Source organism: Aeromonas sp. PrichA-15 (genome assembly GCF_017939245.1).
In the GTDB taxonomy this organism is placed as follows: Bacteria; Pseudomonadota; Gammaproteobacteria; order Enterobacterales; family Aeromonadaceae; genus Aeromonas; species Aeromonas caviae.
Window position 1 is genome coordinate 25,433 of the sequence record NZ_JAGKRH010000030.1, and the last position, 12,294, is coordinate 37,726.

13 protein-coding genes are annotated in these 12,294 nt (G+C 61.4%); 9 read left to right on the forward strand and 4 right to left on the reverse strand.

The features are described from left to right. Window positions 1-6: 6 nt before the first annotated feature. The 3 genes from nqrF to nqrM are packed head-to-tail and all read left to right on the forward strand — an operon-like array spanning window position 7 to window position 2,507. Window positions 7-1,230 (forward strand): NADH:ubiquinone reductase (Na(+)-transporting) subunit F, encoded by a 1,224-nt coding sequence (nqrF, locus tag J9889_RS05660; RefSeq protein WP_010673369.1) that lies wholly within the window; start codon window positions 7-9, stop codon window positions 1,228-1,230. Window positions 1,231-1,233: 3 nt separating this feature from the next. After that, complete coding sequence (locus tag J9889_RS05665) at window positions 1,234-2,271, forward strand: FAD:protein FMN transferase (RefSeq protein ID WP_109112121.1); 1,038 nt, start codon at window positions 1,234-1,236, stop codon at window positions 2,269-2,271. 11 nt (window positions 2,272-2,282) lie between these two features. Then, window positions 2,283-2,507 (forward strand): (Na+)-NQR maturation NqrM, encoded by a 225-nt coding sequence (gene nqrM, locus J9889_RS05670; protein ID WP_010673371.1) that lies wholly within the window; start codon window positions 2,283-2,285, stop codon window positions 2,505-2,507. A gap of 81 nt (window positions 2,508-2,588) precedes the next feature. Here nqrM and J9889_RS05675 read toward each other — a convergent pair whose 3' ends face one another. Continuing rightward, window positions 2,589-2,801: a hypothetical protein gene (locus tag J9889_RS05675; protein ID WP_039040708.1), complete on the reverse strand. Its 213-nt coding sequence runs from the start codon at window positions 2,799-2,801 to the stop codon at window positions 2,589-2,591. Between the two features lie 218 nt (window positions 2,802-3,019). Between J9889_RS05675 and dinB the strand changes: the two genes are divergently transcribed. The 6 genes from dinB to rlmM all read left to right on the forward strand — a co-directional run bounded on the left by dinB (window position 3,020) and on the right by rlmM (window position 9,647). After that, on the forward strand, window positions 3,020-4,072 hold the full coding sequence (dinB, locus tag J9889_RS05680) for a DNA polymerase IV (RefSeq protein WP_119197399.1): 1,053 nt from the start codon (window positions 3,020-3,022) through the stop codon (window positions 4,070-4,072). Window positions 4,073-4,139: 67 nt separating this feature from the next. Next, window positions 4,140-6,275: a methyl-accepting chemotaxis protein gene (locus J9889_RS05685; protein ID WP_202041427.1), complete on the forward strand. Its 2,136-nt coding sequence runs from the start codon at window positions 4,140-4,142 to the stop codon at window positions 6,273-6,275. A 286-nt stretch (window positions 6,276-6,561) separates the two neighbouring features. Further along, window positions 6,562-7,482, forward strand: a complete 921-nt coding sequence (locus J9889_RS05690) for a transcriptional regulator GcvA (RefSeq protein ID WP_029313926.1) — start codon at window positions 6,562-6,564, stop codon at window positions 7,480-7,482. Window positions 7,483-7,494: 12 nt separating this feature from the next. Further along, the gene (locus tag J9889_RS05695; protein ID WP_069785574.1) at window positions 7,495-8,130 is read left to right on the forward strand and encodes an alpha/beta fold hydrolase; all 636 of its coding nucleotides are present in this window, start codon (window positions 7,495-7,497) and stop codon (window positions 8,128-8,130) included. 43 nt (window positions 8,131-8,173) lie between these two features. Further along, window positions 8,174-8,560, forward strand: coding sequence for a DUF423 domain-containing protein (locus tag J9889_RS05700; protein WP_010673377.1), 387 nt, complete (start codon window positions 8,174-8,176; stop codon window positions 8,558-8,560). Then, a complete protein-coding gene (gene rlmM / locus J9889_RS05705) occupies window positions 8,553-9,647 on the forward strand; it encodes a 23S rRNA (cytidine(2498)-2'-O)-methyltransferase RlmM (RefSeq protein ID WP_041211280.1) in 1,095 nt (364 codons plus the stop codon). The genes J9889_RS05700 and rlmM overlap by 8 nt, the downstream gene beginning before the upstream one ends. A gap of 66 nt (window positions 9,648-9,713) precedes the next feature. Here rlmM and J9889_RS05710 read toward each other — a convergent pair whose 3' ends face one another. The 3 genes from J9889_RS05710 to xni form a co-directional block, all read right to left on the reverse strand. Continuing rightward, complete coding sequence (locus tag J9889_RS05710) at window positions 9,714-10,157, reverse strand: hypothetical protein (protein ID WP_010673379.1); 444 nt, start codon at window positions 10,155-10,157, stop codon at window positions 9,714-9,716. Window positions 10,158-10,277: 120 nt separating this feature from the next. Beyond that, entirely contained in the window at window positions 10,278-11,285 is a 1,008-nt protein-coding gene (locus J9889_RS05715) for an isocitrate dehydrogenase (RefSeq protein WP_049636264.1), read from the reverse strand. A gap of 142 nt (window positions 11,286-11,427) precedes the next feature. After that, window positions 11,428-12,225: a flap endonuclease Xni gene (gene xni / locus J9889_RS05720; protein WP_069785575.1), complete on the reverse strand. Its 798-nt coding sequence runs from the start codon at window positions 12,223-12,225 to the stop codon at window positions 11,428-11,430. Between the last annotated feature and the right edge of the window lie 69 nt (window positions 12,226-12,294).

Consider the following 12,294-nt stretch of genomic DNA (forward strand, 5'->3'; position numbering starts at 1 on the left):
ATATAGATGGAAATTATTCTGGGTGTGGTCATGTTCACCGTGATCCTGCTGGCCTTGGTGGCAGTCATTCTGTTCGCCAAGTCCAAGCTGGTGACCGCCGGTGACGTGACAATCAGCATCAACGGCGACCCGGCCAAGGCTGTGACCAGCCCGGCGGGTGGCAAGCTGCTTGGCGTGCTCGCCGGCAGTGGTATCTTCGTCTCCTCCGCCTGTGGCGGCGGCGGCTCTTGTGGTCAGTGCAAGGTGCGTGTGAAATCCGGCGGCGGCGACATCCTGCCGACCGAGCTGGATCACATCAGCAAGGGCGAAGCCCGTCATGGGGAGCGTCTGGCCTGCCAGGTCACCGTGCGTTCCGACATGGACATCGAGCTGCCGGAAGAGATCTTCGGCGTGAAGAAGTGGGACTGTACCGTCATCTCCAATGACAACAAGGCCACCTTCATCAAGGAGCTCAAGCTGCAGATCCCGGATGGCGAGAGCGTGCCGTTCCGCGCCGGTGGTTATATCCAGATCGAAGCGCCTGCCCACCACGTGCAGTACAAGAACTTCGATATTCCCGAGGAGTATCGTGGCGACTGGGATCGCTTCAAGATCTTCGAGCTGGAGTCCAAGGTCAACGAGCCGATCATCCGTGCCTACTCCATGGCGAACTATCCGGAAGAGTTCGGCATCATCATGCTGAACGTGCGGATCGCAACCCCGCCTCCCAGCAACTGGACTGCCCCTCCCGGCCAGATGTCTTCCTACATCTTCAGCCTGAAGGCCGGTGACAAGGTGACCATCTCCGGTCCGTTCGGCGAGTTCTTCGCCAAGGACACCGACGCCGAAATGGTGTTCGTCGGTGGTGGTGCGGGTATGGCGCCGATGCGCTCCCACATCTTCGACCAGCTGCGCCGTCTGAAGACCAAGCGCAAGATGAGCTTCTGGTACGGTGCCCGTTCCAAGCGCGAGATGTTCTATGTCGAAGACTTCGACATGCTGCAGGCCGAGAACGACAACTTCCAGTGGCACGTCGCCCTGTCCGATCCGCAACCGGAAGACAACTGGGATGGCTACACCGGCTTCATCCACAACGTGTTGTTCGAGAACTACCTCAAGAACCACGAGGCGCCTGAGGATTGCGAGTTCTACATGTGCGGGCCTCCCGTGATGAACGCCGCCGTCATCAACATGCTGAAGAACCTCGGTGTTGAAGACGAGAACATCCTGCTGGATGACTTCGGTGGTTAATCCATGCGCAGCGTTGTAAAGACCTGGCTAGCCTTCGGGCTAGCCTTTTTCTTGACTGGGTGCGGTCAGGAAACGGTCCAATCGAAGCCGGAGATCCACATCACCGGCAGCACCATGGGTACCTACTACTCCATCAAGGTGGCGGATAGCGCCGTTCAGGATGCCGCCAGGCTGCAAGCCGAGGTCGATGTCTTGCTGGAGCGGGTCAACGATCAGATGTCGACCTATCGCCCGGATTCCGAGCTGTCACGCTTCAACCAGCACAAGAGCAATACCCCTGTGGTGGTTTCCCGCGATACCGCGCGGGTGGTGACCGAGGCCATTCACATTGGCCGCGAGAGCCGCGGGGCGCTGGACGTCACCGTCGGTCCTCTGGTCAATCTGTGGGGCTTTGGGCCGGATGCCAGACCGACCAAGGTGCCGTCCGACGAGCTGATCGCCCAGACCCGGCAGAAGACGGGCCTTGGCAATCTGCATGTGATAACCTCTGCCGATGCCGATACCCTGCAAAAGGACATCCCGGACCTCTACGTGGATCTCTCCGCCATTGCCAAGGGGTTTGGCGTGGACAAGGTGGCCGAGTACCTGGAGTCCCAGGGGGCGCGCAACTATCTGGTGGAGATCGGCGGCGAGCTGCGGATCAACGGTGTCAACGGCAAGGGGCATCCCTGGCGTGTCGCCATCGAGAAGCCGACCGTCAATGCCGGTTCAGTACAGGAGGTGATCCTGCCCGGTGACAACGGGGTGGCCACCTCGGGCGAGTACCGCAACTATTACGAGCTGGACGGCAAGCGCTTCTCCCACACCATGGATCCGCTGACGGGCAAGCCCATCCAGCACCGCCTGGTGTCGGTGACCGTCATCCACCCCTCCTGCATGACTGCAGACGGGTTGGCGACCGTGTTCATGGTCATGGGGCCGGAGAAGAGCCTGGCCTATGCCAAGGAACGGGGGCTGGCCATCTTCACCATCACCAAGACGGATGACGGGTTCGAAGAGGCCTATTCGGATGCCTTCAAACCATATCTGGTCAAGAAGTAAGGGGTAACTACATGCAGATCTTTCTGATCACCTTCGGGGTGTTTCTGATGGTTGTGGTGGCCATGGCCATCGGCTACATTTTCCAGCGCAAGTCCATCTCCGGCTCCTGTGGCGGCCTGGGTTCCATCGGGATCGAGAAGGAGTGCGACTGCCCCGAGCCTTGTGACAACCGCAAGAAGAAGATGGCCAAGGAAGAGGCCCGTCGCAAGATGCTGGTGGACAACCGCATCATCTAACGGTGGATATCGCTCTGAAGGCAGCCTTGCAACGAAACGAGCCGACCCCTGGGTCGGCTCGTTTTTATATGTGGCATGGGGTCAGTAGTCATATTGGCTGCATGCCTTTGCCTTGAACTCTTTCTTTCGCTTTGCCAGCTCTTCCCTGGTGCCCAGTTCATCTCCCTGCCTGATGGCGGTTTCCAGTATCTCGATGCGCTTGTACAGCCAGCTGCATTCGGCTGTCGGGTGATCCTTGGCCATGGTCGCTAGCGGCAACAGCAGCAGGCAGAGCCCCGCCCGGATGATGCTCATGCTTCTCCTCCTTGAGTCTCGTGTGGATGTGGCCTTGAGAGTCTATGCCGCCGCGCCCGCGCGCAGACTGGCAGAAATGACAGGCTTGGGGTAGCATGGAACGTCCAACTGGTTATCCATACAGTATTTTTGGCGTTCGACATGTCTCCTCGCCGGATGCCCAGGGTCTATCCCTATGATCTGTTCGGGAGGCTGTCGACACAGCAACAGACACGGCCATGCGCAAGATCATTCACATCGACATGGACTGCTTCTTCGCCGCGGTGGAGATGCGGGACAACCCGGCCCTCAGGGAGGTGCCGCTCGCCATTGGTGGCGCCGCCGACCGACGCGGGGTCATCTCCACCTGCAACTACGTGGCGCGCCGCTTCGGGGTGCGCTCCGCCATGCCGAGCGCCCTGGCCAGAAAGCTTTGTCCGCCATTGGTGCTGATCCCCGGGCGGATGGCCGTCTACAAAGAAACTTCGCGCCAGTTGCGCGCCATCTTCCTGCGCTACACCGAGCAGGTGGAGCCGCTCTCCCTCGATGAAGCCTATCTCGACGTGACCCAGAGTCCCCGCTGCGGTGGCAGCGCCACCATGATGGCGGCGGAGATCCGCGCCGCCATCAGCGCCGAGCTTGGGTTGACTGCCTCGGCCGGTGTGGCGCCGAACAAGTTTCTGGCCAAGCTCGCCTCGGAGCAGCGCAAGCCTGACGGCCTGTTCGTCATCCGCCCCCAGGAGGTGGACGAGTTCGTGCGTCAGCTCCCTCTTGGCAAGTTGCCCGGCATCGGCCGCAAGACGGCAGAGCGGCTGGAGTCCCTCGGGCTGTATTCGTGCGAAGATGCCCGCCAGCTCGGCAACGAGGAGCTGATCGCCCGTTTCGGCAAGCTCGGGGAGATGCTGGCCGGCCGCATCTGGGGGCATGACGATCAGCCGGTGCAGGCCAGGCGGGTGCGCAAGAGCATCGGTGTGGAGACGACGCTCGCCAGCGACGTGCTGGACGAGGACGCCTGCTGGCAGGTGCTTAGCCGGCTCATTCCCGAGCTGGAGCAGCGTTTTGCCAAGGCCTGCCCTGCGGAGATGCTGATGGGGCAGGGGATCAAGCTGAAGTTTGCCGATTTTCACCAGACCACCGTTTATCGCAAGGGGAGTTATCAGGCGGCCCGCTTCCACGATCTGCTGCACGAGGGACTGCAACGGGCTCAAGGAAAGCCCATTCGCCTGCTCGGTCTGGTCGTTGGTTTGCCCGGAGCGGGTGAAATCAATCAATTAAGCCTGGATTTCTGCTGATTTAGTTAAGTTTTTGTATCCAAAACCGATACAGTGTTCACATCTGTAGACGTTAGGAAATAGTGGCATGAGTTCTCTTTCTGTTCAGGGACGGATCACCCTGATCGCCGGTTGCTGTCTGCTGGCCAGTGCCGTCGCGCTGGTGGCTTCTTCTCTTTTCAACGCGGCCCGCATGCAGGAGCAGGTGCTCACCTCCACCACCCTGGAGGGGCAGCACGCGGCAGAAAACTGGATGCAGGCCATGGGAGCGACCCAGGCAGCCCGGGTGACCAGCTACCTCGATGAGGCTTACTTCAGGGCGACCCTGCTTGCCGAGGGTATCTTGTTCCAGCGCAAGAACGCGGCCGACAACTTCGTTCACTCCGAGGCGCTGCGCAATGCCGTCAACCAGCAGTTGCAGGATGCGGCGGAGTCGTCAGCGAACCTGCTCGGTGTCTATGCGGTATTCGAACCCAACCAGCTCGACGGGGAGGATGACAACTATCAGGGGTCGACGGCGCTCGGGGCCAACGACAAGGGGCGTTTCTCCAGCTATTGGGCCAGGGTCGATGGCAAGGTGACCCTGGAGGTGATGGACGAGGCGATACTGGCCAACGACAAGCCCTCCGGACACGGCGGCCTTGAGAACGACTGGTACAGTTGCAGCATCCGCAGCAAGGCGCTCTGTCTGCTCGAACCCTATGTGGACGAGGTGGGGACCCAGCAGGTGTTGATGACCTCGGTAACCGTGCCGCTGCTGGACCAGGGCTCCCTGCTTGGCATGGTGGGGGTCGACATCTCCCTGGGGACCCTGCAGAGCCTGGTGGAAGAGATGGGCCGGACCCTCTACAAGGGGCAGGGCAAGGTGCTTCTGCTCAGCAGTGAAGGGCGGGTGGCCGGCGTGGAAGGGTTCCCCGTCGCCCTTGGCAATCTGCTGGAGCAGCAAGGGCTGGCGCAGGATCTCAAGGGGTGGCTGACCAAGGGAGATGTGGTGACGCGCTGGAGCCCGGATGGCGCACTGTTGCAGACCTTCGTGCCGGTCAGCATGCGCGGTACGGATCGCAAGTGGGGCACCTATATCGAGCTGCCCCGCGCCGTGGTGCTCGCCTCAGCCCTGCAACTGCAAGGGGAGCTTGAGGATCAGGCCCAGCGCAGCGTGGCCACCCAGCTCACCATAGGTGGCGGGATTTCGGCGCTCGCCCTGCTCTGCATCTGGCTGATGGCCCAGCGCATCGTGGCGCCCATCCGCGCCGTGGTGGCACGCCTCAAGGACATCGCCAGCGGGGAGGGGGATCTCACCCAGCGCATCGATCTGCGCAGGGATGACGAGATAGGCGAGCTGGCCAAGTGGTTCAACAAGTTTCTGGACAAGCTGCAGTCCACCATCAGCGAGGTGATCGACACCGTTGCGGGCACTCGGGCCAGTGCGGCCCTGGCGGCGCAAGGGGCAGCCCGTACCAGCGCCGGCATGCAGTCCCAGTATCAGGAGGTGGATCTGGTGGCGACCGCGTTTGAAGAGTTGAGCGCTACCGCCCTGCAGGTCGCTGGCAATGCCAATGCGGCGGTGGCGGCGGCCGATGAGGCCGACACGGCGGCCCAGGAGGGCAAGTCCGTGGTGGCGCAGACCCAGGAGGCCATGTCCAGACTGATGACGGTGATAAGCGATGCCAAACCAGTGGTGGAGCACCTCTCTGCCAACAGCGACAACATCAACGACATCCTGGTGGTGATCCAGGGGATTGCCGAGCAGACCAACCTGCTGGCTCTGAACGCGGCCATCGAGGCGGCCCGAGCCGGTGAGCAGGGGCGCGGTTTTGCGGTGGTCGCCGACGAGGTGCGCAACCTGGCGGGCCGAACCCAGAACGCCATCGTCGAGATCCAGAACCTCATCGGCCAGTTGCAGTCGGGGACGGAGGCGGTGGTGAAGGCGATCCTGACCAGTCATCACCAGGCGGATCTGACCCTCACCAAGGTGGAGCAGTCGGTCAGCGTGCTGGAGCAGATCATCCAGGCGGTCGGCACCATCCACCAGATGAATGAGCAGATCGCGAGGGCCGCGCAGGAGCAGAGCGGCGTGGCGGACGAGATCAATCGCAACGTCAGCAACATTCGCGATGTGAGCCATACCATTCGGGCGGAAGCGGCGACCTCCGCTGACAACGGGCGCGAGCTGTCGCAACTGGCGGACAAGCAGCAGCAACTGGTGGGCCAGTTCCGGGTGTAGGGGAGGATAAGAAAAAAGGCGCCATCCAACCGGAGGCGCCAAACACATTCAGATGACAGACTGGGTTAAATCGACCTGATTTAGCCCTTCTTCCCGCAGAGGAAGAAACACAACACCACAATCACTGTCGACTCACTCACAAAAACCACATGTAAACCAACATGGAAGAGAAGGTGTGAGCCATATGACAACGAATTGCGTGGCGAATTATGTTTATTCACTGGTCGACCCGCAACCGACAATTTATAATGCGCCCCATTAGAAAAATTCATCGTCGGCCGATTCCATGTCTCGTCGTTTACCTCCGCTCAATGCACTGAAAGCGTTTGAAGCCGCGGCTCGTCACTTGAGCTTTACCCGCGCAGCAGAAGAGCTGTTCGTGACCCAGGCAGCCATCAGCCACCAGATCAAGGCGCTGGAGGAGTATCTCGGCATCAAGCTGTTTCGCCGCAAGAATCGCTCCCTGCTGCTGACCGAGGAGGGGCAGAGCTACTTCCTCGACATCAAGGACATCTTCGCCTCCATCTCCGAGGCGACCGACAAGCTGCTGGCCCGCAGCGCCAAGGGGGCGCTCACCGTCTCCCTGCAGCCGAGCTTCGCCATCCAGTGGCTGGTGCCCCGCCTGGTCAAGTTCAGCGAACGCCACCCGGACATCGATGTGCGGATCAAGGCGGTGGACATGGACGAGGGGTCGCTGACCGACGACGTGGACGTGGCCATCTACTACGGCCGCGGCAACTGGCCGGGTCTTCGTTCGGACAAACTGCACACCGAGTACCTGATCCCGGTCTGCTCGCCCCTGTTGCTGACCGGCCCCAAGCCCCTGCGCACCCCGGACGATCTGACCCGTCACACCCTGCTGCACGACACCTCCCGGCGCGACTGGAAGGCCTGGTTCCGCCAGCTCGACATCGACGCCCCCAATGTCAATCAGGGGCCCATCTTCAGCCACTCCACCATGGTGATCCAGGCGGCGATCCACGGTCAGGGGGTGGCGCTCGGCCACAGCGTTCTGGCCCAGCCGGAGATCGAGGCGGGTCGTCTCATCTGCCCGTTCGAACAGGTGCTGGTGAGCAAGAACGCTTTCTATCTGGTGTGTCAGGAGCAGCAGTCCGATCAGGGCAAGATAGTGGCTTTTCGCGACTGGATGCTGGAACTGGTGGAGCAGGAAGAGGCCCGCAGGCGTGCCCGCCTTGCCGATGCCTGAGGAGTTGACTTGGTGACTGACCTGACAAGAGAGGGGGCGAGTGACGCCCCCGTTCGCATTCTGCTGGCCCACGGCGCGGGGGCGGGCATGGAGCACGGCTTCCTGGCCGAGTTGTCGCGACTGCTGGCGGGGCCGGATATCGAGGTGGTGCGCTTCAACTTCCCCTATATGATCAAACGGGCTCAGGACGGCAAACGCAGGCCGCCGGACAGACAACCCGTGCTGCTGGCTCACTGGCGCGAGATGGTGCGTCAGTTTGCCCATCCCCGGCTGTTTCTGGCGGGCAAGTCCATGGGGGGGAGGATGGCGGCCGAGCTGTTTTGCGAGGGGGACGACGAGATGGATGCTGCAGGATTGATCGTTCTCGGGTATCCTTTCCACCCCCCGGCCAAGCCCGACGCATGGCGGGGCGAGGTGCTCAAGCTGATCACGACGCCCACGCTGCTGCTGCAGGGGGAGCGTGATACCTTCGGTTCTCGCGCCGAGCTGGCCGATTTCCCCTTCTCACCCGCCGTATCGGTCCACTGGCTGACCGACGGGGATCATGGTTTCAAACCGAGAAAGGCGAGCGGCATGAGCGAGCAGGAGAACCTGCGACTGGCCGCGGAGCGGATCAAGGGTTTTATCGCGGCGGTGGGCCGCTCCTGACCATCTCGAGCGGGTCGAGAGAAGAAGCGTGCAAGGAGAGAAGATGCAGATCCAACGACATTGGCTGGTGCTGGCGGGCTTCTTCGGCCTGACGGCCACCATGCTCGGGGCCTACGGCGCTCACGGGCTGGCGGCGACCGGCATTGCTCCTTCGTTGCTGGCGGCGTTCAACACCGCCGTGCAATACCAGTTTTTCCACGCCCTGGCCCTGCTGGTGCTGGGGTTGTGCGGCGTGCGCGGCAAGGTGATCACCTTCGCGGGCGCCGTCTTTGTGCTGGGGATCCTGGGATTCTCCGGCAGTATTTACGCCATGGTGCTGCTTGGCAGCAAGGGGCTGGGGCTCATCACCCCGGCCGGTGGCCTCTGTTTTATGTTGGGATGGGCGGCTCTGATGTGGGCCGGCTGTCGTCTTGGAGGAAAGAATGAATAATCTGCTGCTTTATTGCCGCCCGGGTTTTGAGAAAGAGGCGGCGGCAGAGATCACCGAGCGTGCCGGCAACATGCAGTGCTACGGCTTTGCCCGGGTCAAGGACGACAGCGGCTATGTGATCTTCGAGTTGTATGACGAGGAGCAGGCCGATCTGCTGGCGCGCAAGCTGCCGTTCCGCGAGCTCATCTTCATTCGCCAGATGCTGGTGGTGACCCACGAGCTGAAAGATCTGGAAATAAGCGATCGGGTCTCTCCCATCCTGGAGGCGGCGAGCGGTTACGCCATTTGCGGTGATCTTCGGGTGGAGACGGCCGATACCAACGAGGCGAAGGAGCTCTCCGCCTTCTGCCGCAAGTTCACCGTGCCGCTTCGCCAGGCGCTGCGCAGCAACGAGATCCTGACCAAGAAGGAGACCCCGAACCGTCCCGTGTTCCACGCCTTCTTCCTGGCCAATGACCACCTGATGCTGGGGTACTCCTACTCCTTCAACAACTCCGCCTTCCACATGGGGATCCCGCGCCTGCGCTTCCCGGCCGATGCCCCGAGCCGCTCCAGCCTCAAGCTGGAAGAGGCGTTCTACGTCTTCGTGCCGAAGGAAGAGTGGGACTTGCGTCTGTGCTCCGGCCTGAAGGCTGTGGATCTCGGCGCCTGCCCGGGTGGCTGGACCTATCAGCTGGTGCGTCGCGGCATGATGGTGACGGCGGTGGACAACGGCATGATGGCCCAATCCCTGATGGACACAGGTCAGGTGAAGCACATCCGTGACGATGGTTTCGTGTGGCGGCCGAGCAAGAAGAATACCTACTGGCTGGTGTGCGACATGGTGGACAAGCCTGCGCGTGTGACCCACATGGTGGCCGACTGGTTCAGGGAGAACGACTGTCAGGAAGCCATGTTCAACCTCAAGCTGCCGATGAAGAAGCGCTATGCCGAGGCGGTGCACAACATCGAGGTGCTGCGCGGACTGCTGGCGGAGATCGACAGCGGCTTCATCATTCAGGCCAAGCAGCTCTATCACGATCGCGAAGAGATCACGGTGCACGTCTACAACAAATTCTGGGTCTCCAAGCTGGCACCCAAGTCCTGAAGCAGCATCGGGAACAGGGCATGAAAAAACCGGACGGCGACGTCCGGTTTTGTTGTGTCTGGGTCATCAGAATCGGTAGTCCAGACGCATCATGGACTCGTCGTCGGTGATCTTCAGCTCAATTTGCAGGGGAATGGTCTTGTCACTGGGGTTGAACTGCATCTTGACGCCATCCCCGCGAAGCTTGACCGAGGTGTTGATGCCGCCAGCGTTGAACTTGATCCTGGGCTTTTGCTTTTCGAAGGAGAGGCTGACGCTCTTCTCTGCCGTGAGGTTCAGCTTCTGATAGGGGGTGATCTGCCGATTGCCGTTGCTGTCGGTGGTGATATCCACCCCCAGGGAGAGCGGCTTGGGCTGTTTGAGCAGATCGTTGGTATCCAGGGTGGATTGCCAGGTCTGCTTGGCTGGCGCCTCGTGCTGGGGAGGCGGCGTCAACCAGGCATTGTCGACTGGCCTGTCTAATGCCGTGGCACTGCTGCTGACAATCAGCAAGATGAAAGTAGCACGCATGGTGGATCTCCTTATCCCTCATATCAACATAGTATTCATCTGGCGAGGGAGGTAGGGAGGCGTTGGCATAAAACAAAGGGAGCCGAAGCTCCCTTTTAAAATCATATGGTTGGATTCTATTTATAGACGGTCGATGATGGCCTGGGTGAATTCGCTGGTGGACGCTGTGCCCCCCAGGTCACGGGTCACCCGATCGCCGGACTCGATGGTCGTCCGCACGGCCTCGCGAATGCGCTCCGCCTTGTCCTGCATGCCGAGATACTCCAGCATCTGGATGGAGGCGAGGATCACCGAGGTGGGGTTGGCGATGTTCTTGCCGGCGATGTCCGGCGCAGAGCCGTGTACCGCTTCGAAGATGGCGGCCCCTTCACCGATGTTGGCGCCTGGCGCCATGCCCAGCCCCCCCACCAGACCGGCACAGAGATCCGAGAGAATGTCGCCGAACAGGTTGGTGGTGACCATCACATCGAAGCGCTCCGGGTACATCACCAGGTTCATGCAGGCGGCGTCGACGATCATCTCCTCGTTCTGGATGTCCGGGTAGCGGGCCGCGACCTGACGGGCCACTTCCAGGAACAGGCCGGAGGTGGACTTGAGGATGTTGGCCTTGTGGATGATGGTGACCTTCTTGCGTCCTTCCTGGCGCGCCAGCTCGAAGGCGAAGGTGACGATGCGCTCGGCCCCTTCCCGGGTGATGATGCTCATCGCCTCGGCGCTCTGGTTGTCATCGCTGCGCTTCTGGCCGGCACCGGAGTACATGCCTTCGGTGTTCTCGCGCACCGTGATGATGTCGATGTTGTCGTAACGGCTCTTGGTGCCCTTGAAGGAGAGGACGGGGCGCACGTTGGCGTAGAGATTGAACTTCTTGCGCAGGGAGACGTTGATGGAGGTGAAGCCACCGCCGACCGGAGTGGTGAGCGGGCCTTTCAGGCTGACCTTGTTCTTCTCGATCAGGTCGAGGGTGGCCTGGGGCAGCAGCTCGCCATGTTTTTCCAGGGCTACCAGACCGGCGTCTGCGTATTCGTAGTCGAAGTCACAACCCGCGTGGGTCAGGATCTGGATGGCGGATTCGATGATGCTGGGGCCGATGCCGTCGCCCGGGATGACGGTAATCTTTCTTTTTGACATGAGGCGTATCCACTTCTAGGGAACAGAGGGGGAGGATTCGTCGGCTTTATACCATTTTTGTACCACATCCTCCATGTTTCTTTACATTTTACCCATTTATGTCAACAGGTACGGCCTGTCTTGGGAAATGGTGTGCTGGGGATCACGCCCCGGCATCAGGGACGGGAGGGTAGCGGATCTCCCGCAGGTTGAACCCGAGCGGGATATCGTGCTGCAGCCGGACCAGGCGTTGGGCCAGCAGGGCCTCTTCCCGGTGCTGGCGCAGCTTGAGCAGGGGTCTGGTGGCCTCCTCCCGCTCACAGGCCTCCAGCATGGCAGCCAGGTCCCCGTATTGCTGCAGCAACTGGGTGGCGGTCTTGGGGCCGATGCCGGGCACCCCCTTGATGTTGGAGCCGCTGATACCGGTCAGGGCCCAGAAGTCCACAAGCTGGGTCGGTGTAACGCCGTACTGCTGCTGGACGAAGGCGGCATCCAGCCAGCGTTTGTTGAAGTAATCCCGCACCCGGATCTGCGGGCAGATGAGCTGGCAGAACCCCTTGTCGGTGGAGATGATGGTGGCGCTGGCGCCGTGCTGGGCAATGCCGCTTGCCAGGGTGGCGATGAGATCGTCCGCCTCGTCGGTCTGGGAGAGCAGGGCATCCACACCGCACTCCCAGAAGGCGTCCTGCAGGTCGGCAAGCCCTTCTCTCAGCTCATCCGGCATGGGGGTGCGGCCCTCCTTGTAGGGGGGATAGAGCGTCTTGCGCCAGCTGTGGACCTCACCGTCAAAGACCGCGATGGCGTGGGTCGGCTCGCTGGCCGCCAGGAGCTTCTTGCAGGTGTTGATGAGGTTGGCACGGGTGGCGAGCAGGGCCTGAGCCGGGGTCAGTCCCTGCTGGCTCTGCACCGCGTGCAGTCGGCGGATGAGGTTGAGGGCATCGATGATGAGCAGGTGTGGCATGGGGCACTCCGGGCGTCGGGGAGTGCCATTGTAACAATGGTGGCGTCTTCTGCTAACCCCGTAGAAGAC

Excerpts from the sequence above, each read along its gene's own strand:
- dinB (WP_119197399.1), top strand. The coding sequence starts at position 3,020 with ATGCGCAAGATCATTCACATCGACATGGACTGCTTCTTCGCCGCGGTG.
- nqrM (WP_010673371.1), top strand. The coding sequence starts at position 2,283 with ATGCAGATCTTTCTGATCACCTTCGGGGTGTTTCTGATGGTTGTGGTG.
- xni (WP_069785575.1), bottom strand. The coding sequence starts at position 12,225 with ATGCCACACCTGCTCATCATCGATGCCCTCAACCTCATCCGCCGACTG.
- J9889_RS05675 (WP_039040708.1), bottom strand. The coding sequence starts at position 2,801 with ATGAGCATCATCCGGGCGGGGCTCTGCCTGCTGCTGTTGCCGCTAGCG.
- J9889_RS05685 (WP_202041427.1), top strand. The coding sequence starts at position 4,140 with ATGAGTTCTCTTTCTGTTCAGGGACGGATCACCCTGATCGCCGGTTGC.
- J9889_RS05665 (WP_109112121.1), top strand. The coding sequence starts at position 1,234 with ATGCGCAGCGTTGTAAAGACCTGGCTAGCCTTCGGGCTAGCCTTTTTC.
- J9889_RS05700 (WP_010673377.1), top strand. The coding sequence starts at position 8,174 with ATGCAGATCCAACGACATTGGCTGGTGCTGGCGGGCTTCTTCGGCCTG.
- rlmM (WP_041211280.1), top strand. The coding sequence starts at position 8,553 with ATGAATAATCTGCTGCTTTATTGCCGCCCGGGTTTTGAGAAAGAGGCG.
- J9889_RS05710 (WP_010673379.1), bottom strand. The coding sequence starts at position 10,157 with ATGCGTGCTACTTTCATCTTGCTGATTGTCAGCAGCAGTGCCACGGCA.
- J9889_RS05715 (WP_049636264.1), bottom strand. The coding sequence starts at position 11,285 with ATGTCAAAAAGAAAGATTACCGTCATCCCGGGCGACGGCATCGGCCCC.
- J9889_RS05690 (WP_029313926.1), top strand. The coding sequence starts at position 6,562 with ATGTCTCGTCGTTTACCTCCGCTCAATGCACTGAAAGCGTTTGAAGCC.
- nqrF (WP_010673369.1), top strand. The coding sequence starts at position 7 with ATGGAAATTATTCTGGGTGTGGTCATGTTCACCGTGATCCTGCTGGCC.